The sequence below is a fragment of the Streptomyces sp. x-19 genome, assembly GCF_046549115.1.
GTDB lineage: Bacteria > Actinomycetota > Actinomycetes > Streptomycetales > Streptomycetaceae > Streptomyces > Streptomyces albulus_C.
In genome coordinates this window covers 193,427-213,863 of record NZ_JAJPWK010000004.1, presented here as the reverse complement: position 1 = coordinate 213,863, position 20,437 = coordinate 193,427, and the positions used below count along the sequence as shown (strand labels likewise).

18 protein-coding genes are annotated in these 20,437 nt (G+C 72.6%); 12 read left to right on the top strand and 6 right to left on the bottom strand.

What is annotated here, in order from left to right; translation table 11 throughout:
- Positions 1 to 45: 45 nt before the first annotated feature.
- The 4 genes from ACLJT4_RS13490 (at position 46) to ACLJT4_RS13475 (ending at position 3,427) form a co-directional block, all read left to right on the top strand.
- Positions 46 to 603, top strand: a complete 558-nt coding sequence (locus ACLJT4_RS13490; protein ID WP_411122540.1) for a DUF3291 domain-containing protein — start codon at positions 46 to 48, stop codon at positions 601 to 603.
- A gap of 109 nt (positions 604 to 712) precedes the next feature.
- Positions 713 to 1,144 (top strand): helix-turn-helix domain-containing protein, encoded by a 432-nt coding sequence (locus tag ACLJT4_RS13485; RefSeq protein ID WP_411122539.1) that lies wholly within the window; start codon positions 713 to 715, stop codon positions 1,142 to 1,144.
- Positions 1,141 to 2,022: an alpha/beta fold hydrolase gene (locus tag ACLJT4_RS13480; RefSeq protein ID WP_411122538.1), complete on the top strand. Its 882-nt coding sequence runs from the start codon at positions 1,141 to 1,143 to the stop codon at positions 2,020 to 2,022. Before ACLJT4_RS13485 ends, ACLJT4_RS13480 begins: the two co-directional genes overlap by 4 nt.
- A 184-nt stretch (positions 2,023 to 2,206) precedes the next feature.
- Entirely contained in the window at positions 2,207 to 3,427 is a 1,221-nt protein-coding gene (locus ACLJT4_RS13475) for a cytochrome P450 (protein WP_411122537.1), read from the top strand.
- 48 nt (positions 3,428 to 3,475) lie between these two features.
- Here ACLJT4_RS13475 and ACLJT4_RS13470 read toward each other — a convergent pair whose 3' ends face one another.
- Positions 3,476 to 4,516, bottom strand: coding sequence for an Lrp/AsnC family transcriptional regulator (locus ACLJT4_RS13470; protein WP_411122536.1), 1,041 nt, complete (start codon positions 4,514 to 4,516; stop codon positions 3,476 to 3,478).
- 150 nt (positions 4,517 to 4,666) lie between these two features.
- On the opposite strand from ACLJT4_RS13470, the gene ACLJT4_RS13465 reads away from it, so the two are divergent.
- The 3 genes from ACLJT4_RS13465 to ACLJT4_RS13455 all read left to right on the top strand — a co-directional run bounded on the left by ACLJT4_RS13465 (position 4,667) and on the right by ACLJT4_RS13455 (position 8,188).
- Positions 4,667 to 6,025 (top strand): MFS transporter, encoded by a 1,359-nt coding sequence (locus tag ACLJT4_RS13465; protein WP_411122535.1) that lies wholly within the window; start codon positions 4,667 to 4,669, stop codon positions 6,023 to 6,025.
- The gene (locus ACLJT4_RS13460) at positions 6,022 to 7,215 is read left to right on the top strand and encodes a M20 metallopeptidase family protein (protein WP_411122534.1); all 1,194 of its coding nucleotides are present in this window, start codon (positions 6,022 to 6,024) and stop codon (positions 7,213 to 7,215) included. Before ACLJT4_RS13465 ends, ACLJT4_RS13460 begins: the two co-directional genes overlap by 4 nt.
- Positions 7,216 to 7,303: 88 nt before the next feature.
- The gene (locus tag ACLJT4_RS13455) at positions 7,304 to 8,188 is read left to right on the top strand and encodes an SAM-dependent methyltransferase (protein ID WP_411122533.1); all 885 of its coding nucleotides are present in this window, start codon (positions 7,304 to 7,306) and stop codon (positions 8,186 to 8,188) included.
- 51 nt (positions 8,189 to 8,239) lie between these two features.
- Here the strand turns inward: ACLJT4_RS13455 and secD are convergent, their stop codons facing one another.
- Entirely contained in the window at positions 8,240 to 10,555 is a 2,316-nt protein-coding gene (gene secD, locus ACLJT4_RS13450; protein ID WP_411122532.1) for a protein translocase subunit SecD, read from the bottom strand.
- Between the two features lie 613 nt (positions 10,556 to 11,168).
- Here secD and ACLJT4_RS13445 point away from each other — a divergent pair.
- Positions 11,169 to 12,011: an SAM-dependent methyltransferase gene (locus ACLJT4_RS13445; protein WP_411122531.1), complete on the top strand. Its 843-nt coding sequence runs from the start codon at positions 11,169 to 11,171 to the stop codon at positions 12,009 to 12,011.
- A 55-nt stretch (positions 12,012 to 12,066) separates the two neighbouring features.
- Here ACLJT4_RS13445 and ACLJT4_RS13440 read toward each other — a convergent pair whose 3' ends face one another.
- Entirely contained in the window at positions 12,067 to 12,594 is a 528-nt protein-coding gene (locus ACLJT4_RS13440) for an ATP-binding protein (protein WP_411122530.1), read from the bottom strand.
- Positions 12,595 to 12,793: 199 nt separating this feature from the next.
- On the opposite strand from ACLJT4_RS13440, the gene ACLJT4_RS13435 reads away from it, so the two are divergent.
- Positions 12,794 to 13,030: a DUF397 domain-containing protein gene (locus ACLJT4_RS13435; protein ID WP_020930295.1), complete on the top strand. Its 237-nt coding sequence runs from the start codon at positions 12,794 to 12,796 to the stop codon at positions 13,028 to 13,030.
- A gap of 124 nt (positions 13,031 to 13,154) precedes the next feature.
- Entirely contained in the window at positions 13,155 to 14,066 is a 912-nt protein-coding gene (locus ACLJT4_RS13430) for a helix-turn-helix domain-containing protein (RefSeq protein WP_038516648.1), read from the top strand.
- A 182-nt stretch (positions 14,067 to 14,248) separates the two neighbouring features.
- Here ACLJT4_RS13430 and ACLJT4_RS13425 read toward each other — a convergent pair whose 3' ends face one another.
- Positions 14,249 to 15,373: a glycosyltransferase gene (locus tag ACLJT4_RS13425; RefSeq protein WP_411122529.1), complete on the bottom strand. Its 1,125-nt coding sequence runs from the start codon at positions 15,371 to 15,373 to the stop codon at positions 14,249 to 14,251.
- 601 nt (positions 15,374 to 15,974) lie between these two features.
- On the opposite strand from ACLJT4_RS13425, the gene ACLJT4_RS13420 reads away from it, so the two are divergent.
- Positions 15,975 to 17,102, top strand: coding sequence for an NADH:flavin oxidoreductase (locus ACLJT4_RS13420; RefSeq protein WP_411122528.1), 1,128 nt, complete (start codon positions 15,975 to 15,977; stop codon positions 17,100 to 17,102).
- Between the two features lie 114 nt (positions 17,103 to 17,216).
- Here the strand turns inward: ACLJT4_RS13420 and aac(6') are convergent, their stop codons facing one another.
- Positions 17,217 to 17,690: an aminoglycoside 6'-N-acetyltransferase gene (gene aac(6'), locus ACLJT4_RS13415; RefSeq protein WP_411122527.1), complete on the bottom strand. Its 474-nt coding sequence runs from the start codon at positions 17,688 to 17,690 to the stop codon at positions 17,217 to 17,219.
- A gap of 141 nt (positions 17,691 to 17,831) precedes the next feature.
- On the opposite strand from aac(6'), the gene htpG reads away from it, so the two are divergent.
- Positions 17,832 to 19,733, top strand: a complete 1,902-nt coding sequence (gene htpG, locus ACLJT4_RS13410) for a molecular chaperone HtpG (RefSeq protein ID WP_055582895.1) — start codon at positions 17,832 to 17,834, stop codon at positions 19,731 to 19,733.
- Positions 19,734 to 19,851: 118 nt separating this feature from the next.
- On the opposite strand, the gene ACLJT4_RS13405 is transcribed toward htpG, so the two are convergent.
- On the bottom strand, positions 19,852 to 20,409 hold the full coding sequence (locus ACLJT4_RS13405; RefSeq protein WP_411122526.1) for a DinB family protein: 558 nt from the start codon (positions 20,407 to 20,409) through the stop codon (positions 19,852 to 19,854).
- Positions 20,410 to 20,437: the final 28 nt, after the last annotated feature.

Below are 20,437 nucleotides of genomic sequence, written 5' to 3'. Positions count from 1 at the left end.
CCGAACCGGGTCCACGCCAGGCACCCCCCAACCAGGGAGAGACGCATGCCCCATCTTGCTCTGTACACATTCGGCGTCCTGAAATCGCCCCTCGCCGATCCCGCACCTCTCGCGCGCGAGTTCTACGACAGTGGTGAGGCCGTCTACCGGAAGATCAGTCAGCACCCCGGGTACCTCGCCCATGCTGAAGCGGCAGAAGGCGGCCGGGGCTCACACTTCGACTTGGACTGGGGTGCCTGGGGCGAGTTCGCCGTACCGACCTGGTACGGAAAGGGCCGCACGGTGGAAACCATCGCCCTGGCCGCGACCCTCTCGCTCTGGACCGATCTGCGCCCCGCCTTCGACGCCATCTACACCGGTCTGCACCGTGACGCGCTGAACAGGCGTTACGACTGGTTCGAGCGGGCGGCACACCCGAATTACGTGTTCTGGTGGGTCTCCGACGGGGTGACACCCACCTGGCAGGACGGGGTCTCCACGCTGGAACGGCTCCACGACCACGGCCCTGCGCCGCATGCCTTCACCTTCCACCACGCGTTCGCCCCGGACGGAACTCCGACCAGGATCAAAGGCATCGGGCCGAAGAGCGACCAGGCTCGCTGACAAGGAAGCCTGAACGACTGGGTTCGCTGTCGAACGCCCTCCACGCCCTCCCTTATATTCCCTAACCTTCCCTATTGGAGTTGCCGATAGGGAAGGTTAGGGTATTTTCATGAGTGATCGTCTGTACTCCGTGGAGCAGGTGGCCGAGCGGTTGGGCCTGCACGTGCGCACCGTCCGCAACTACGTGCGCGACGGGCGGCTGCCCGCGGTCCGCATCGGCAAGCAGTACCGCATCGCGCACGCGGACCTGGAAGCCTTCACCGGCCGCCCGGTGCCCGCGCCGCACGACGAAGCGGTCGGCCGGGAGCGTCACTGCGAGGCGTCGAGCATCGTCGAGATCGAGGACATCGACACCGCGACGGCCGATCGGCTGGCCGCGCTCCTGATGTCCGCCGCCACCAGCCGCGGGCCGGGGGAGCGACCGCTGCGGATCCAGACGGTCCACGACAAGGACCGGGCCCGGTTGAAGGTCGTCGTCCTGGGCGGACTGGCCGACACGGCCCGGCTGTTCGACTACATGGAGGGGGTACTCACATCGTGAGCACGAGCGAGGGCACGAGCACGGGGACGGGCGGCGGGACGAGCGCGCTGTACACGTCCGAGGCCGGCGCGGCGGAGATCCGGCGCCGCTACCAGGAGGCGCTGGACGCGTGGCCGGTGCCGGCCGAGCGGTTGCGGGTGCCGACCCGGCACGGCGAGACCTTCGTCGTCGTCTCCGGCCCCGAGAACGCCCCGCCCGTGGTGCTGCTGCACGGTTCGGGCGCCAACGCCACGATGTGGCGGGGCGACATCGCCTCCTGGGCGCAACACTTCCGCACCTACGCCGTGGACGTCCTCGGCGAGCCCGGCCTGAGCGCGCCCCACCGGCTGCCGTTGGCCTCGGACGCGCACGCGCAGTGGTTGGACGACGTCTGGCAGGGGCTCGGCCTCACGGCCGCTGCGGTGGTCGGGACCTCCCTCGGCGGGTGGCTGGCGCTGGACTACGCCGACCGCCGCCCGGAGCGGGTGACGCGGTTGGCGCTGCTGTGCCCCGGTGGTGTGGGCCGGCAGAAGATGGGGTGGCTGTTCAAGGCCCTGCTGCTGCGGGCCTTCGGTCGCCGGGGGATGCTCCGTTCGGTGCGTGCGGGGACGGGCATCAAGGACCCCGCGCTCCAGAACGTCCTCGACACCGTGGTCCTCACCTTCACCCACTTCAAGGCGCGGACCGAGCGGCTGCCGGTCTTTCCCGACGAGGCGCTGAGCCGACTGGGCGGGCCGGTGCTGGTGATCACCGGGGACCAGGACGCCCTGTTCGACGCGGCGGAGACCGCTCGGCGGATGCGCCGTTGCGTCCCACAGGCCACGGTCCACCTGCTGCCCGGCGTCGGCCATGCGATCTTCGGCCAGACCGAGGTGATCCGGGACTTCCTGCGGGACTGAACTGGTCGTCGTCAACGACGTTGCGGGAAGGGTCAGTTGGGGGCGGGTGGTGTGGTGTCGGTGGAGGGCGGAGCCGGCGTCCGGGCAGGGGTGCGCCGGCGCCCGGGCATGCGCCCCCTACGCCCCCACGCACCCCGCGAGGCTCTCTGTACGGCCCCCAGGGCGGGCCCTAGCGTCACGCGTCGTGACTAGCATCCCGCAGGCTCCTGACATCCTGTCGGCACAGTTCGCGACCGACCCCTACCCGGCGTACCGGGTGCTGCGCGAGCACTATCCGCTGCTGCACCACGAGGGCACGGGCAGCTATCTGCTCTCCCGCTACGACGACGTGGAACGGGCCTTCCGCGAGCCGGTGTTCACCAGCGACAACTACATCTGGCAGCTGGAACCGGCGCACGGCGGACGCACCCTGCCGCAGCTCAGCGGCCGCGAACACGCCGTGCGCCGGGCCCTGGTGGCCCCCGCCTTCCGCGGCCGGGAACTGCGCGAGACGTTCCTGCCCCTCATCGAGCGGAACGCCCGCGAACTGATCGACGCCTTCCGCGACGACGAGGTGGACCTGGTGGCACAGTTCGCCACCCGACTCCCCATCAACGTGATCGTCGACATGCTCGGACTGGACCGGGCCGACCACGACCGCTTCCACGACTGGTACACCGCGGTCGTCGGCTTCATCGCCAACCTCGCCCAGGACCCCGCGATCGCGGACGCCGGGCGCCGGGCGGGGGAGGAACTCGCCGCCTACCTCCACCCGATCATCCAGGAACGGCGCGCCGCACCCGGCGACGACCTGCTCTCGCGGTTGTGCACCGCCGAGGTCGAAGGCGTCCGGATGAACGACCAGGACATCACCGCGTTCGTCAGCCTGCTGCTGTCCGCGGGCGGCGAGACCACGGACAAGGCCATCGCCCTGGTCGTCCGCAACCTCCTCGCCCACCCCGAACAACTCGCCGCGGTCCGCGCCGACCGCTCCCTGGTGCCCGCCGCCTTCGCCGAGACGCTGCGCCACACCCCGCCGGTACAGATGATCATGCGGCAGCCCGCCGAGGACGTCACCGTCAGCGGGGGCACCGTGCCCGCCGGCGCCACCGTCACCTGCCTGATCGGCGCGGCCAACCGCGACGCCGACCGCTACGCCCACCCCGACGCCTTCGACCTCCTCCGCTCCGACCTCACCCCGGACACCGCCTTCAGCGCCGCCGCCCGGCACATCGCCTTCGGCCTCGGCCGGCACTTCTGCGTGGGCGCCCTGCTGGCCAAGGCCGAAGTCGAGACCAGCGTCAACCAACTCCTCGACGCCTTCCCCGACTTGGCGTTCGCCGACGGCGTGGCACCGCCCGACGCGGGCGTTTTCACCCGCGGACCGCGGCAGCTGCGGCTGCGCCTGCGCGACCGCGAGCGCTGAACGACCCCGTTGCACGCGGGCCGGCCGCACCCCCGACGCCGCGGAGGATCACGCCTCCGCGGCGCGGGCGTCCGCCCAGGGATCCACCGGGACCACCCCGGTCACCCGGCCCCGCGGATCCAGCAGCCGCCCCATCAGCTTGGTCTGCCGCAGGACCACCGAACGGTCCCGCAGGACCAGCTGCGGCAACCGCTCCCCGAGCTGCGTCTCCAGCCGTTGGACGTCGGCCACGGTGTGCAGCCACACCGTGAACAGCAGGTTCTGCGGACCGGTCACCGAGGAGCACAGCCGGACCTCGGGAAGCGTCAGCAGCACCCGCACCGCCTCCGGCAACCGCTCCGCGGGCACGCTCGCCCACAAGGTCGCGGAGACCGGCCACTCGGTCAGTTCGCGCGCCACCTCACAGCGCAGCGCCAGATCGTGATCGGTGAGCAGCCGCCCGACCCGGCGCCGGACGGTGGGCGCGCTCAGCCCGACCGCCCGGCCCAGGGTGACCGCGCTCGCCCGGCCGTCCCGCGACAGCTCGGGCAACAGCGCCCGGTCGGGACCGTCGAGGGGGACCGCGGCACCGGTGCGCGGCGGAGGCGCGGCGGTGGTCCGCAACTGCTCGCCCTGGGCGGCGGTCAGCGCCCGCAGCCGCCACCGGCTGCCCTCGCCGTAGAGGCGGGTGGCGATTCCCGCACGGGTGGCGGTCACCCCCGGCAGGGTCGCGATGGTGCCGAGCAGCAGCGCGGAGAGTTCGCCGAGGCCGGGCACGAAGACGGTGATCAGCAGGTCCCGTCCGCCCGCCATGTGCTCGACGGTCGCGACCTGCGGGACGTCGGCGAGCGCCCGGGCGGCCGCGTCCACACTGCCCGACCGGCAGTCGATCTCGATGAACGCGGTGACCAGACGCTCCAAGAGGCGGCGCCCCGGATAGCCGGTCACCCAGGCCAGCCCCGAGCGTTCCAGCCGGTTCCAGCGGCGGGCCGCGGTGACCGGGTCGATGTCGAGGACCGGTGCCACGGTCTGCCAGGACGCCCGCGGCGAGATCTGCAGCGCATGGACCAGCCGCGCGTCGAGACCACTGAGGACACCGGTTTCCTGCATGAGGGCCGCCTTGCTGTGTCTTTCCTGCATTCCCAAGGTATTCCGTTTGCCGCGTTCACGGCGCTGAGCAGCATGTCCTCCCAGCCGGGCAGGCCGCCCGGCACGGACGGTCCGGGGAAGTCCCGGGTCCCGTGGGGAAAGAGGTTCGCGATGACTCCAGCGGTCGCCGGCGGCGGAACGCAGACCGGAGGGGGCAGCACCCCACATACCGGCGAGGACGTCCGCAAGGGCCGCCGCGCGCTGCTCGCGGCGACCGTCGGCGGCGTCGTCGAATCCTTCGACTGGACGCTCTACGCGGTGCTGGCCCCGTTCTTCGCCGCGCAGGTGTTCCCCGGCGACGACCCCGTGACCCAGTTGCTCGGCGCCTACCTCGGCTTCGCGGTCGGCTTCGTCGTCCGGCCGCTCGGCTCGTACCTGATGGGCCGGATCGCCGACGTCCGCGGCCGCCGCTTCGGCCTGACGCTCAGCATGGCCGTGATCTCGGCGGCGAGCGTGCTGATCGCACTCCTCCCGACGGCCGCGACGATCGGCGCGGCGGCACCCGTGCTGCTGGTGGGGCTGCGCCTCGTCCAGGGCCTGTCGATGGGCGGCGAGAACCCCAGCGCCGCCGCGTACGTCACCGAGACCGCGCCGCGCTCCGTGCGGTTCCTCTACAGCGCGCTCTCCTACTCCGGCGTGATCATCGGCAACATCCTCTCCTTCGGCGTGCTGACGCTGCTGCTCACCACCCTCGGCAAGGACGGCGTCACCGGCGGCGGCTGGCGGATCGGCTTCCTGGTGGCGGCCGTGCTGGGACTGCTGGCCCTGTGGATCCGGCGCGGCGCCCAGGAGAGCGAGGAATTCGCCGAACAGGCCGCCCACCGCCCCACCGGCGCCGAGCGGCGCGCCCTGCTGCGCAGCCACTCCCGCCAGCTCGCCGCGGTGTTCCTGATCACCCTCGGCGCCACCATCGGCTACTACTTCGGCACCACCTACCTGCCCCAGTACGCCGCGCAGCTGGGCGTCGTCTCCGCCGCCGATTCGGCCGCCGCGATGCTGCTGCCGCTGCTGGCACTCATCGCCGCGATGGCCGTCGTCGGCCGGCTCGCCGACCGGCTCGGGGCGCTGCGTACCCTGCGCACAGGTCTGGCGCTGCTGACCGTCGCCACCGTGCCGCTGATGACCGCGCTGGCGCACCGGACCCTGCCGATGTGGCTGGTCACCGTCGTCTACCTGCTGCTGATCGCGGCGCCGATCGGGCTGGCGAACGTGCTCTTCGCCCAGCTGTTCCCGGTGGCCGTGCGGGTGGTGGCGATGGGCGTGCCGTTCACCCTCGCCACGGGACTGTTCGGCGGAACCTTCCCGCTGCTGGCCCAGGCGCTCGGCAAGGCCGGGCACCTGACACTGGTGCCCTGGTGGGCCGCCGGCGCCGCGGCCGTCTCCTTCCTCGGGACCTTCCTGCTCCGCCCCCCGACCGACCCCTCCACCAACGACACCACCTCCCCTGCGACCTGTGAGGACCCCGCATGAACCTCCGTGACGACGCCCGCGCCCTCTCCGCCGACCTGGTGCACCTGCGGCGCACCCTGCACCGTACGCCGGAGGTCGGCCTGGACCTGCCCCGCACGCAGGAGACCGTGCTGGCCCAACTCGCCGGCCTCCCCTTGGAGGTGACCGCCGGCGGGGGACTGAGTTCCGTGACGGCGGTGCTGCGCGGTGCCGCCCCCGGCCCCGTCGTGCTGCTCCGCGGGGACATGGACGCGCTACCGGTCGCCGAGCGCACCGGCCTGGACTTCGCCGCCGACAACGGCCGCATGCACGCCTGCGGCCACGACCTGCACACCACCATGCTCACCGGCGCCGCGAAGCTGCTCTCCGCCCACCGCGACCGGCTCGCGGGCGACGTGGTCTTCATGTTCCAGCCCGGCGAAGAGGGCTTCGACGGCGCCCGGCACATGCTGGCCGAAGGACTCCTGGACGCCGCCGGGCGCCGACCCGACGCCGCCTACGCGGTGCACGTGATGTCCGCCGGGCTGCCCGGCGGCGTCTTCGGCACCCGCGGCGGCCCGGCCCTCGCCGCGTCCAACGTGCTACGGGTGACGGTGCGCGGCGCCGGCGGGCACGGTTCGATGCCGCACCGCGCCAAGGACCCGGTGCAGGCCGGCTGCGCCATGGTGACCGCGCTCCAGACGTGGATCACCCGCACCTTCGACGTCTTCGACCCGGTGATCCTCACCGTCGGCACCTTCCACGCCGGCACCCAACAGAACGTCATCCCCGACACCGCGGTCTTCGAGGCGACCGTCCGCAGCTTCTCGGCCGAGGCCCAGGCGCGCGTCAAGGACGGCACGGTGGAGGTGTGCCGGGGCATCGCCGCGGCGTACGGCGTCGCGGTGGACGCCGACTTCGCCGAGCTGTACCCGGTCACGGTCAACGACCACGCCGAGGCCGAGTTCGCGGCGCACACGGTCCGCGAGGCCCTCGGCGAGGAGCGCTTCGCCCCCCTGCGGCAGCCGCTGCACGGGTCCGAGGACTTCTCCCGGGTGTTGGCCGAGGTGCCCGGCGCGATGCTCACCCTCGGGGCGCCACCGGCCGGTGCCGACCCCGAGCGCAGCGCCAACAACCACTCCCCGCTGGCCGAGTTCGACGACGCGGTGCTGGCGGACGGCGCGGCGGTCTACGCGGAACTGGCGGCCCGGCGGCTGACGCGTACCGCCTAGGTGCTTGCACCGTCCCGCCCTCCCGGTCACAGTGACAGGACCCTCGGCATCCCCTATGTCCGGTCCGTCCCCGGTGGAGGAGTCCCGCATGACGCACTTCGAACAGTGGGACATCGTCACCGGGGTGGGACTGACCGCGCTCGGCGTCGCGGCCGGCCGGGCCCTGGAGACCGAACGCCCCGACCACCTCGTCAGCGACCCCTACGCCGCCGCCTTCGTCGCGGCCGCCGACCCGCCCGTGCCCGTTCCCCAGCGGCAGGCCGACACCGCGCGGATGTCCGAGGTCGCGCGCGACGTGTGGACCTCGATGGCGCAGTACCTCGGAGTCCGGTCCCGGTTCTTCGACCGGTTCCTGATGACGGCGGCGGCCGGCGGCGTCCGCCAGGTGGTGGTGACGGCCGCCGGCCTGGACGCCCGGGCCTTCCGCCTGGACTGGCCGCCGGGCACCGAACTGTTCGAGATCGACCAACCACGGGTGCTGGCGTTCAAGGACGGCGTCCTCGACCGCCTCGGCGCCCGCCCCCGCTGCGCCCGCCACCCGGTCCGGGCCGACCTGCGGGGCGACTGGCCCACGGCGCTCCGGGACGCCGGATTCGACCCCGACCGGGCGACGGCGTGGCTGGCCGAAGGACTCCTGCCGTTCCTGCCCGCCGACGCCGAACGGCGCTTCCTCGACCGGATCGGCCGGCTGTCCGCGCCCGGCAGCCGGCTGGCCGCCGAACACCTGGCGCCGAGCGTCCGCCCCCTCATCGAGGACCCGGAGTTCCGCGCGGCCGCCGGCCAACTCGGCGTGGACATCGCCGACCTGTGGCACTTCGCCGGCAAGACGGACCCCGACCGGCAGCTCACCGCCGCCGGCTGGGCCGTGCGGTCCGTCCCGACCTACGAGATCGCCGCCGCGTACGGGCGGGACCTGCACGGCCTGATGGGCCGCACCGCGCAACACGGCCGCTTCCTCACCGCCGAGCGGTGACCCGGCGGTGCGGAAGCGGCGCGTCCGACGCCTCGGGGCGGTCGTCAGCGGTCAGACGCGGGCACCGGTGTCCCACCGGTCCGGGCGGCCACCGCGCCGCGCCGGGCGGCGGCCCGACCGCCGCGGCGACGCACCGCCGTTCCGCTCCAGGGCGACCGCCAGCGGAGTCGCGGTGAACACCGACGAATACGTTCCGACGACGATGCCGATCAGCAGCGCCAGCGCGAAGTCGGTCAGGGTGTCCCCGCCCAACGCGGCGAGCGCGGCCAGGATGAACACCGCGCCCATCCCGGTGTTGACGGTGCGCGGCACGGTCTGGAGCACGGCCGTGTTGGCGAGGTCGGGGAACGGCGTGCCGCGGCCGGCGCCCCGCAGTTCCCGGACCCGGTCGAAGACCACCACCGAGTCGTTGACCGAGTAGCCGATGACGGTCAGCAGCGCCGCGAGGAACACACCGTCCAGCGGCTTGCCGAGCCAGGCGAACACCCCCACCAGCACGACGACGTCGTGCGCCATGGCGACCACGGCCGACAGTGCGAACGTCCAGCGGAAGCGCACGGCGAGGTAGCCCAACTGCGCGACGAGGGCGAGCCCGAGGGCCACCAGCGCACCGCGGCGCAGTTCCTCGCCCAGGCTCGGGCCGATCAGCTCGTCCCGCACCTTCTGCGCCCCGCCGCCGAGCTCGTCGACGACCCGACCCGCCGCGGTGAGCTGCGCCGCCGACAGCCGTTCGGTGCGCACCGTCAGGGTGCGGTCGCCGGAGGTGGAGACCTGGGCCCGGTCCAGGCCCGCCGTGCCGAGCGCGGCGCGGGCCCGCTCGGCGTCGACCGGCCGGGTGGTCGTGTACTCGACCATCCGGCCCCCGGTGAACTCCACCCCGTAGTCGAGGCCGCGGACCGCGATCCCGGACCCGGCCAGGAGCAGCGCGGCACCGCTCAGCGCCAGCCAGCGGCGCCGGTGCCGCATCAGGTCCGGGCGGCGCCGGGAGAGCCAGGACCGCACCCGGCCGAGGCCGGCCAGACCGGTCAGCCGAGGGCGGCGCCGGACCGGCCGGAGCGCGAGCGCGCACTCCGCGAGCACCCGGGTGACCAGCAACGCACTGACCATCGAGGCGGCCACCCCGATGCACAGGGTGACGCCGAAGCCGCGCACCGGCCCGGACGCGAAGAAGAACAGCAGCACCGCGGCGAGCAGGGTGGTGACGTTGGAGTCGGCGATGGCGCTGAACGCGTTGCGGAAGCCGGCGGCCAGCGCACTGCGCAGGGTGCGCGGACGGGCGCGGGGCCCCGCCGCGTACTCCTCGCGGGCCCGCTCGAAGACCAGCACGTTGGCGTCCACGGCCATCCCGATCGCCAGGACGAACCCGGCGAGGCCCGGGAGGGTGAGGGTGGCGCCCAGGGCCAGCAGCGCCGCGTAGGAGATCAGCGCGTAGCAGGCCAGCGCCAGCGTGGCGAGCGCGCCGAGCAGACGGTAGACGACGGTGATGAAGACGGCCGTCAACGCGACCCCGATGACCGCGGCCTGGGCGCTGGAGGTGATGGCCAGCGCGCCCAGCGTCGGGCCGACCGCCCGCTGCTCGACGATGTCCACCGGCACCGGCAGCGCCCCGCCGTTGATCAGCAGCGCCAGTTCCTGCGCCGCGTGCTGGTCGAAGCCGCCGGTGATCCGGGTCGTCCCCCCGGTGATGCCGACGCCGCACGCCACGGACGTCTCCACCCGCGGCGACGAGATGACCTTGTGGTCCAGGACGATCGCGGCGCGCCGGGCCGGATCGTCGGGTGCGGCGCAGGCCGCCTTGCCGGTCAGTCGGGCCCAGGCCCGTTCCCCGGCACCGTGCAGGGTGAGGCCGACGGACCAGCCGCTGCCGTCCTGGCCGTCGAACTCGGCCGCGGCGCGCCGCACTTCGGCACCGGTCAGGGCGGCGGGGCCGAGCCGCAGTGGGGTGCCCGCGTCGTCGGGCAGGACGGTGGAGCCGTCGGCGGGGGCGGTGCGGCCGGCGTCGGTGCCGGGGGCGGCCGTGCCCAGGACCGGATGGACGGTGAGTTGGGCGGTGCGGCCGAGGACTTCGGCCGCCTCGTCGGGATCGTCGAGGCCGGGCAGTTCCACCACGATGCGGTGGTCACCGGCGCGGGAGAGGTTCGGTTCGCTCACGCCGAGGGCGTCCACCCGGCGGCGGAGCACCTCCAGGGTGCGGTCGGTGGCTTCCCGATCGGCCTCGGCGGTCGGGGAGTCACGGGTTTCCAGTACGAGTTGGGTGCCGCCGCGCAGGTCGAGACCGAGCCGTGCGGGCTGGGTCAGCGCGAGGAACGTGGAGAGGGCAAGGATCGCGAGCGCGAACAGCGCCCGCACCCTCGTGGCGCGGGTCAAAATGCCTCCAGCAGGCATGGGTGGGCCGCGGGTGCGGCCCCGGTGGTGGGTTGTGCGAGGGAGCTGGAGGCTGGGGCGGGGCCCGGTCCCGGCACCGGCCGGCGTAGCGGAGCGAGTCGGCCACGACGGCACCGGGCGGTGCGGCGTGGTGCGTGCGCTGCGGCGTCCGGGCACCCTGACGCGCGGGCAGGGTGCCGGGCGTCGGCGCGGGGGCGGGAAGGTGACGGGTCGTCGGACCGATGAAGTGGGGCAGCCCGCGGTCGGCGGCGTCCCGGGACGCCGTGTGGTGCGCGCAGGCCGTGGCGGACGGAGCGTCGGCCCGTACAGCGGCCGCGGCGTCGCCGGCCCCCGGCACGAGCAGTGCGAGCACGGCGAGGAAGGCGAGCAGGACGGATCGGCGCCGCCGCGCCACATGAACAGACACAGTACGCAAACCCTCCCCTAGCGACACTCTGCCATGTCCGGCGCCCGCGCCGTCCGGCAGGGCCGACTGCGGCGCCCCCCGTGGTCGGCCGGCCCGTCGGCAGTGCGGTTCGGCCCTCGTCAACGCACTAGGGTAGGAACGGAAGTTGCGGGGGGACGCACGACAGCACGAGGGAAAGGTGGCCCGCGCATGGCAGTGTCGGAGGACTGGATGGGGGCGCCGCCCCAGGAGCCCGTGGAACTTCACACGGACCGGCCGCACGCCGCCCGGGTCTACGACGTCCTGCTCGGCGGCAAGACCAACTACCCGGCGGACCGGGAGGCGGCGGAGCAGACCCTCGCGGCGCTGCCCAACGCCGGCGCGATCGCCCGCCAGAACCGCGCCTTCATGCAGCGGGCGGCCCGCTACCTGGCGACTGAGGCCGGCATCCGCCAGTTCCTGGACATCGGCACCGGCATACCGACCTCGCCCAACCTCCACGAGGTCGTCCAGGCGACGGCGCCGCAGGCCCACGTCGTCTACGCGGACAACGATCCGATCGTGCTGGCGCACTCACGCGCCCTGCACACCAGCCGCCCGGAGGGCCGCACCGCCTACATACAGGCGGACCTCTGCCAGCCCCACGCGATCCTGCAGAACCGCATCCTGCGCGAAACCCTCGACCTCAGCCAGCCGGTGGCCCTCACGCTCATAGCGGTGCTCCACTGGCTCCCGACGGACTGCGACCCCTACGACGTGGTCCGGGACCTGATGGGGGAGTTCGCCCCGGGCAGCTTCCTGGCGCTGACGTACGTCACCGCCGACTTCGAGCCGCAGGCACTCCGGGAGGTCTCGGACAACTTCGAGGCCAAGGGCTCGCACGTGAACGCGCGGAGCAAGGACGAGGTGCTGGGCTTCTTCGACGGACTGGAGCTGGTCGAACCCGGCCTGACGACGGTTCACCGCTGGCGCCCGGACCACGTCGAGGTGGGCAGCGAAGCCTGGTCCGACGCGGACATCCCGCTCTACGCCGGGCTCGGCCGCAAGGACTGACCGGCCGACGGACGCAGGCCCCCGGCGCGACGGCGCCGGGGGCCTCTGCTCATTTTCATTCCGCTGCCGGGAGCGCCGCCCAGACGGCCTTGCCGGCCGCGGTCGGGGTGGTCCACCCCCAGGACGAGCTGAGGCAGTCGATGATGTGCAGCCCGCGCCCGCTCTGGGCGAAGTAGTCGGGCTCCCGCAGCACCGGGACGTCCGAGCTGTGGTCGAAGACCGTGCACAGCACGAGGTCCCGGCAGCGCAGCAGTCCCACCCAGAGCGGGTGTGGTGCGACCCCGCGGGGCTGTCCGTCGGGTTTGACGAGTCCGTAGCGCAGGGCGTTGGAGAGCAGCTCCGAGACGATCAGTACGGCGTTGTCCACAAGGGGTTTGAGGTTCCAGCCGTCCAGGGTGGCTCCGGTGAACCGGCGGGCTTCCGAGGCCGCCTTGCCGTCCGCCGAGAGGGCGCGGGCGGCGAGCCCGGCGGGCCGGATCGCACGGTCGTCGAGCCGGATGTCGCGCGGGGCCTGGGCGAGCCAACGGCTGAGGGGCTGGGTGGGGAAGAGGGCGGCAGGCGGTCCCGCCGGGTGGGTTGTCATCACGAACTCCGTGGCGCCTCTCAGACCTTCGTCACGAACGGGTGATTCGGCTCCCACTATCCCCGGCCGCCGCTGGCGCTGCAAGTGCATCTGCAATTACATTCGGGGCGAACGTAATTGCATCGGTAAGTGCATCCGCCCGTGCGGCTGCACGTGATGCCTGGTCAGACGCGTGAGCGTGGAGTAAGGGAGTGGCGGGATGCAGCAGTTCGACAACGGTGTGGCCGCGGGCCTGATCGAGAACGCGGTCTGGCGGAAGAGCCGGCGCAGCGCGCCCGGGGGTGACTGTGTCGAGGTTGCCGCGCTGACCGACGGCGGTTTCGCGGTCCGTAACTCCCGCGATCCGCAGGGCCCGGCGCTGATCTACACCCGGGCGGAGATGGTGGCGTTCGTCGGCGGCGCCAAGGACGGCGACTTCGACGCGATGTTGGGCTGAGCGACCGCGGAGCGGGCCCGCCGGCACGGGCCCGTCCTCACGCGTACCGTTGGCGCATTTCTGTACCTGACGGCCGGTAAGTGCGACACTGGGGGTATCAACACTGTCGCTCACGGGAGTTGGGATGACCGCGATGAGCCGGCCGGAAGGCGAGCTGTCGATAGCGCGATACCTGCAGGAGCCGCAGGTGGGGCCCACCGCTGCGCGCATCGTGCTGGGAGCCCAGCTCCGGAAACTGCGGGTCGGCGCCGGGATCTCACGTGAGGCCGCCGGCAAGGCGATCCGTGGGTCTCACGCCAAGATCACCCGACTGGAACGGGGCCAGGTCGGCTTCAAGAGACCCGATTTGGTCGATCTTCTGACGCTTTACCAGGTACTCGACCCGGAACGCCGGGACGACTACTTCGCCCTGGCGGATCAAGCCAACTCCTCCGGCTGGTGGCACGAGTACAGCGATGTCCTGGAGGACTGGTTCGAGCTCCACCTCGGCCTGGAGGAAGCCGCCGCGCTGATCCGGACCTACCAGGTGCAGTTCCTGCCCGGACTGCTGCAGACCGAGGAGTACGCCCACGCCGTCACCCGCATCGGCTACCCCAACGCACCGCAGACCAAGGTGGACCGCCTGGTCGCGCTGCGGATGGACCGCCAGCGGCTGCTGACCCGGACGGACGCCCCGCGGCTGTGGGCGGTGGTCGACGAGGCCGTGCTGCGCCGTCCGTTCGGCGGCCGCGAGGTGATGGCGGCCCAGTTGCGCTCCCTGCTCAAGGCGGTGGAGATGCCGAACGTCACGCTCCAGATCGCCCCGTTCAGCGTGGGGGCGAACGCGGCGGCCGGCGCCCCCTTCAGCATCCTGCGGTTCGCCGAGCCGGAACTCCCCGACAAGGTCTACCTGGAGCAGCTGACCAGCGCCCTCTACCTGGACAAGCAGGAGTCCGTCGACCAGTACACCGCGGTCATGGACCGACTGTGCACCGAGGCCAACACCCCCTCGGAGACCGCCGACTTCCTCACCCGGCTGATCGACGAGCTCGACTGAGCGACGGCTCGGCCGAACCGAACCGCGCCAGGGGCCCGAGCAGTCGACGATGCACCCCCCGCGCCCGCGCCGCCCGATCCCGCTCCCGCGATGAAGTCCTCCGGGGGCGTGCAGCACGCACGTGTCGTGGCGCGCGGGGGCCGGTCCCTCCTGCCCGGAGCGGTGCGCCCAGCCCACCCGCATCACCCGCGCCCGCCCAGGAAGCCGTACCACTCCTCCAGCCGGTCGGCCACCGCCGCGAGCGAGAACTCCGCGGCGACCGCGACCCGGCCGGCGGCCGCCCGCCGGTTCCGCAACCCGGCGTCGTCCAGGAGCTCCAACACCGCCCCGGCCAGCTGCTCCGGCGAACCGTCGGTCACCGCCGCGGCGTCGTGCCGCCGCAGCGCGGCGGCGATCCCGCAGCGGTCCGTGCAGACCACCGGGGTGCCCACCGCCAGCGCCTCCAACACGCCCATCGGGAACGGCTCGTCGACGCTGGGCAGCACGTACACGGTGGCCCGCGCCAGGCGCCGCACCGCCGCATCGTGGTCCAGCGTGCCGCCGTAGGCCACCACGCCGCCCACCCCCTCCTCGGCGACCGCCAGCCGGACCTCGGCCAACCGCCCCTCGTCCGCACCGTGCACCGGAAACGTCACCTCCGGCCGCTTGGCGTGCACCAGCGCCGCCATCCGCACGAACGCCTCGGGCCGTTTCCGGGCCTGGAGGCGGGCCAGGAACAGCACCTCGGTCGGCTGCCGCTCCGCAGCCGCCCCGCGTGCTTGCACCCGCACCCCGTTGGGCATCCGGACCAGGCGCGGTCCGCCCGGCCCGAGCACCTCCCGCAGTCCGGCCTCCTCCGCGTCGGTCAGCACCAGCACCGCCGCCGCGCGCCGCAGCAGCGGGACGAAGCACCGGTCGAAGACCCTGGCCGGCACCGTACGGCGGGGCTGGACCATGCCGTGCGTCTGCGCCAGGAACGGGCGCCGGCGCAGCACGGCCGCCGCGAGCGCGGCCAGCGACACCAGATCGCGCCCGGCGTGCAGGTGGAGCACGTCGGCCCGGCCGGCCAGTCGCCACAGCAGCGGCAGCAATCCGAAGTGGAACAGGCCCGAGAACCCCTGCCGCGGTACGCAGGTGCGGGCGCGCCGGGCGTGCAGCGGCACCCCGTCCACGGTGCGCGGCGGCGCGCCGCGGCCCCGCCACAGGGCGACGAGCCCGACCTCGTGGCCGCGCCCGGCGAGTTCGCCGAGCTGCGCCGTGGCCACGCCGACCGGACCGCCGTACGGGCCGTCGTCACTGACCAGCGTGACCACGTGGATGATCCTCATCGGCTGCCTCCGGCGGCGTGCGCGGTGCCCGCCGGCACGCCCTGTCCGGACGGCGGTCCCGCCGGCCCGGCGGGTGGCACGAGCCCCCGTGACGCGACAGCTTCGAACAACCCCATGGCCCCCCGCTCGGTCGTCCCCTATGACCGGCGCGGCCCCCCCAGGCACGCGACGGCCGCCGTAGTGGAGCTGAACGGTAGAGCACGTTGCACCCAACTACCGCCGTTTATCTAATTTGAGGGCTCTTGTGGCTCGTTGTCGGCAAGTACCCCGTGCGGCGACGCCCGCCTGTCGACGCGGTCGCGCACCGGAGTGCACCCGTCCGGTCGCCTTCCCCCGCAGGTCACACGCCCTGCGCGCGGTTCGTCCGGGTGCCCGCTGGTGCTGCGCGCCCGCCCCGGGGCGGGCGGTGCTCCGGCTCCGAGAATGACCGCTTTGCGCGTCTGCACCGCCGCCGTACCGAACCCGGCCGTTCCGCGGCGCGTGGCCGGGATCACAGTGTCCTGCGCCGAGTGGTCGGAATGCCACCGCCGACGGAGCGGTTGGTGACTACACGCAAGCACCGTGCACACCCGTACCAACCGGTACATACGAGGAGTTTTCCGTGACCGTCACCGCGTCCGCAGCCTCCCGCGCGGCCGAGATCCTCTCCCGGCCCGTCGCACTGAACGGCCTGACCGTTCCGAACCGCATCGCGATGGCGCCGATGACGCGCATGTTCTCCCCGAACGGCGTCCCCGGCGAAGACGTGCGCTCCTACTACGCCCGTCGCGCCGCCGCGGGGGTGGGCCTGATCGTCACCGAGGGCACCTACGTCGGCCACGCGTCGGCCGGTCAGAGCGACCGAGTGCCGCGGTTCCACGGGGACGAGCAGCTGGCCGGCTGGGCGCAGGTCGCCGAGGCCGTGCACGAGGCGGGCGGCACCATCGTGCCGCAGTTGTGGCACATCGGCATGGTGCGCCAGCAGGGCGAACCGCCCTTCGCCGACGCCCCCGCCGTCGGCCCCTCCGGCATCCGCGTCGACGGCACCGAAGGCACCGGCCGGGCGATGACCCGGGGCGACCTGGACGACGTCATCGGCGCCTTCGCGGAGGCCGCCGCGGCCGCCGAGCGCATCGGCTTCGACGGCGTCGAACTGCACGGCGCCCACGGCTACCTCCTGGACCAGTTCCTGTGGGCTCGCACCAACCGCCGCACCGACGCGTACGGCGGCGACCCCGTGGCCCGCACGAAGTTCGCGGCCGAGATCGTGGCCGCGGTCCGGGCGACCGTGTCACCCGACTTCCCGGTGATCTTCCGCTACTCGCAGTGGAAGCAGGAGGCGTACGACGCGCGGCTGGCCGAGACCCCCGACGAGCTGGAGGCGATCCTGGCCCCGCTCGCCGCGGCCGGCGTCGACGCCTTCCACGCCTCCACCCGCCGCTACTGGGTCCCGGAGTTCGACGGCTCGGACCTCAACCTCGCCGGATGGACCAAGAAGCTCACCGGCCGGCCCACCATCACCGTCGGCTCGGTCGGCCTCGACGGCGACTTCGAGCGCGCCTTCCAGGGCGAGGGTGCCCCGGTGCAGGGCATCGACGACCTCCTGGACCGCCTGGAGCGTGACGAGTTCGACCTGGTCGCCGTCGGCCGCGCCCTGCTCCAGGACCCGCAGTGGGCCGCGAAGGTCCTCGGCAACCGCACCGAGGAACTCCAGCCGTACGACGCCCAGGCGCTGAAGTCCCTGAGCTAGCCGATCGGTGGCGGGGCGGCGGCGCAGCGACGGCCGCCCCGCCACGCCCGGCACCTGCTGAGGGGCGCCCTCGGCCCTGTGGGGCGGAGGTCGCGGCGCGGGGCGATCGCCCGGTCAGGTCAGCTCGTCGGCGAGCAGGTCCATGAGCAGCGCGTCCTGCCAGCGTCCCGTCCGGTGGTCGCGTCCGTACGCCCGCATGATGCCCACCGGCCGGAACCCGACCTTGCGGTAGCTGCGGATCGCCGCGGTGTTGGCGGCGGCGGGGTCGATGGTCAGCCGGTGGTGGCCGCGTTCCGTCACCAGCCACCGGGCCAGCGTGCGCACCGCGTCGGTGCCCAGTCCCTTCCCCTGGTGACGTGCCGTCAGGAAGACGTCGATGCCGGCGTGGTGGAATTCGGGGTCGGTCTCCTCGTGGAACTGGATCGCTCCGACGACCTCGCCCCCGAAGACGATGGCGAGCATGCCCGCGAAGTCCTCCGGGGGCGACCACCACGCCGCCACCTCCGGCTCCCGGACGATCCGGCCGAGCACCTCGCCCTCGTCGTCGGCCACCGGTCGCAGTACGACGTCGTCCCCGCGCAGCTCCATGCCCCCATTGTCCCCCACGGCCGACGACGCCCTTCGCTCGCACGACCTCGGGCAACGCGCCAACCTCATGGTGGACGTTCTTATTACAGTGACGACGTCACTTACTGACGATCCACGGACCAAGTGAGGTAATCGCCAACCATGTCGACCGAAACGTTTGAGTTCCAGGTAGAGGCCCGTCAGCTGCTCCAGTTGATGATCCACTCGATCTACTCGAACAAGGACGTCTTCCTCCGAGAACTCGTCTCCAACGCCTCCGACGCACTGGACAAACTGCGCCTGGCCGCGCTGCGGGACGAGGCCCTCGACGCCGACGTCTCCGACTTGCACATCGAGCTTGAGATCGACAAGGACGCCCGTACGCTCACCGTCCGGGACAACGGCATCGGCATGTCGTACGACGAGGTCGGACAGCTCATCGGCACGATCGCCAACTCGGGGACCGCCGAATTCCTCCGGGAACTGAAGGAGGCGAAGGACGCGGCCGGCGCGGAGGGCCTGATCGGCCAGTTCGGCGTCGGCTTCTACTCCGGCTTCATGGTGGCGGACGAGGTCACCCTGCTGACGCGGCGCGCGGGCGAGAAGAAGGGCACCCGCTGGTCGTCCCGCGGCGAGGGCACCTACACCCTGCAGGAGGTCGACGAAGCGCCGCAGGGCACCTCGGTGACGCTGCACCTCAAGCCGGCCGATCCCACCAACCAACTGCACGACTACACCGCGGACTGGAAGATCAAGGAGATCGTCAAGCGGTACTCGGACTTCATCACCTGGCCGGTCAAGCTCGTCGGGGAGCCCCCGGCCGAGGGCGACGGGCCGGCCGAGCCCGAGACGCTCAACTCCATGAAGGCACTGTGGGCGCGTTCCCGCGACGAGGTGTCCGAGGATGAGTACCACGAGCTGTACAAGCACATCAGCCACGACTGGCGCGACCCGCTGGAGACCGTCCAGCTCCAGGCCGAGGGCACCTTCGAGTACCAGGCCCTGCTGTTCGTCCCGTCGCACGCCCCGCACGACCTGTTCACGCAGAACTCCGCACGTGGGCTCCAGCTGTACGTCAAGCGCGTCTTCATCATGGACGACTGCGAGGCGCTGCTGCCGCCGTACCTCCGCTTCGTCAAGGGCGTGGTCGACGCGCAGGACCTCTCGCTCAACGTCTCCCGCGAGATCCTCCAGCAGGACCGGCACATCCTGATGATGCAGCGGCGGCTGACGAAGAAGGTGCTGTCGTCGGTCAAGGGCATGATGGCCGACGACGGCGACCGCTACGGCACGTTCTGGCGGGAGTTCGGCGCGGTGCTGAAGGAGGGCCTGGTCTCCGACTCCGACAACCGCGACGCCCTGCTCGCGGTCGCGTCGTTCGCGACCACGCGCGGCGAGGACGAGTCCGTCACGCTGGAGCAGTACGTGGAGCGGATGGGGGAGGGGCAGGAGGACATCTACTTCATCACCGGCGAATCCCGCCAGAGCATCGACAACTCCCCGCACGTGGAGGCGTTCCGCGAGCGGGGCATCGAGGTGCTCCTGCTCACCGACCCGGTCGACGAGGTCTGGGTCGACGTGGTGGGCGAGTTCCAGGGCAAGCGCCTCCAGTCGATCGCCAAGGGCGAGATCGACCTCGGCGCCAAGGACGACGCGGAGTCCGAGGGCGAGCGGGAGAAGCGGGCCGAGGAGTACGCGGGCCTGCTCGGCTGGATGGGCGAGCAGCTGGCCGAGGACGTCAAGGAGGTGCGGCTGTCGTCGCGCCTGACGGTGTCGCCGGCCTGCATCGTCGCGGACGCCGACGCCATGACGCCGGCGCTGGAGAACATGTACCGGGCCATGGGGCAGGAGGTGCCGCGCACCAAGCGCATCCTGGAACTCAACCCCGACCACCAGCTGGTGAAGGGCCTCAACCAGGCGTACGGCGAGCGTGAGGACCGCACCGACCTCACCGAGAACGCCGAACTGCTCTACGCCTTGGCGGTCTTGGCTGAGGGCGGCCGGCCCACCGACCCCGCGCGCTTCGTGAAGGTGGTGGCGGACCGCCTGGGCCGCTCCCTCTGACCGTCCGCCGTTCCGCGGTCACGGTATGAGAGCGTCCGCCGGCAGGCGTCCACAAGCGGTGACCGGAGCACCGCAATGGGCCTGCCGGCGGGCGCTCCGCCGCGTCCGGGGACCGGCGCTACCCCATGCTCTTGGCGCCGTCCAGGGACTCGCGGAGGATGTCCGCGTGGCCGGCGTGCTGCGCGGTCTCGGCGATGATGTGCATCAACACCCGACGGGCCGACCAGTGCGTGTCGGCCTGGAACCAGGGCGCCTTGGGGAGCGGCCACGAGGCGTCCAGGTCGGGCAGGGTGGCGATCAACTCGTCGGTACGGCGGGCCACTTCCTCGTAGGCGGCCAACACGCCGGCCAGCGTCTCGCCCGGCAGCAGTCGGAACTCCTCGGCCCGACGCTCCCAGTCGGCGGCGGTCATCGCCGTGAAGTCGGGCATCGCCGAGGGGCCGTACTGGATGAAGTCCACCCAGCTGCGTTCGGCCGAGGTGACGTGCTTGATCAGGCCGCCCAGACACAGCTCGCCGGCGCTGGTCCGCCGGCCGGCCTGCTCGTCGGTGAGGTCACGGGTGGTGAAGCGCAGGAAGTGCCGGTGCTTGGCCAGCGCCGCCAACCACTCGGCGCGCTCGCCGGTGACCGCGGGTGCTTCGGTGGGGTGGTCGGTGGTGGGTTCGTTGCCGGTCATGGCGGCCGCCTCTCGGTGTTGCCTGTGT

Excerpts from the sequence above, each read along its gene's own strand:
- ACLJT4_RS13490 (WP_411122540.1), top strand. The coding sequence starts at position 46 with ATGCCCCATCTTGCTCTGTACACATTCGGCGTCCTGAAATCGCCCCTC.
- ACLJT4_RS13485 (WP_411122539.1), top strand. The coding sequence starts at position 713 with ATGAGTGATCGTCTGTACTCCGTGGAGCAGGTGGCCGAGCGGTTGGGC.
- ACLJT4_RS13470 (WP_411122536.1), bottom strand. The coding sequence starts at position 4,516 with ATGCAGGAAACCGGTGTCCTCAGTGGTCTCGACGCGCGGCTGGTCCAT.
- ACLJT4_RS13465 (WP_411122535.1), top strand. The coding sequence starts at position 4,667 with ATGACTCCAGCGGTCGCCGGCGGCGGAACGCAGACCGGAGGGGGCAGC.
- ACLJT4_RS13460 (WP_411122534.1), top strand. The coding sequence starts at position 6,022 with ATGAACCTCCGTGACGACGCCCGCGCCCTCTCCGCCGACCTGGTGCAC.
- ACLJT4_RS13455 (WP_411122533.1), top strand. The coding sequence starts at position 7,304 with ATGACGCACTTCGAACAGTGGGACATCGTCACCGGGGTGGGACTGACC.
- ACLJT4_RS13445 (WP_411122531.1), top strand. The coding sequence starts at position 11,169 with ATGGCAGTGTCGGAGGACTGGATGGGGGCGCCGCCCCAGGAGCCCGTG.
- ACLJT4_RS13440 (WP_411122530.1), bottom strand. The coding sequence starts at position 12,594 with ATGACAACCCACCCGGCGGGACCGCCTGCCGCCCTCTTCCCCACCCAG.
- ACLJT4_RS13435 (WP_020930295.1), top strand. The coding sequence starts at position 12,794 with ATGCAGCAGTTCGACAACGGTGTGGCCGCGGGCCTGATCGAGAACGCG.
- ACLJT4_RS13430 (WP_038516648.1), top strand. The coding sequence starts at position 13,155 with ATGACCGCGATGAGCCGGCCGGAAGGCGAGCTGTCGATAGCGCGATAC.
- ACLJT4_RS13425 (WP_411122529.1), bottom strand. The coding sequence starts at position 15,373 with ATGAGGATCATCCACGTGGTCACGCTGGTCAGTGACGACGGCCCGTAC.
- htpG (WP_055582895.1), top strand. The coding sequence starts at position 17,832 with ATGTCGACCGAAACGTTTGAGTTCCAGGTAGAGGCCCGTCAGCTGCTC.
- ACLJT4_RS13405 (WP_411122526.1), bottom strand. The coding sequence starts at position 20,409 with ATGACCGGCAACGAACCCACCACCGACCACCCCACCGAAGCACCCGCG.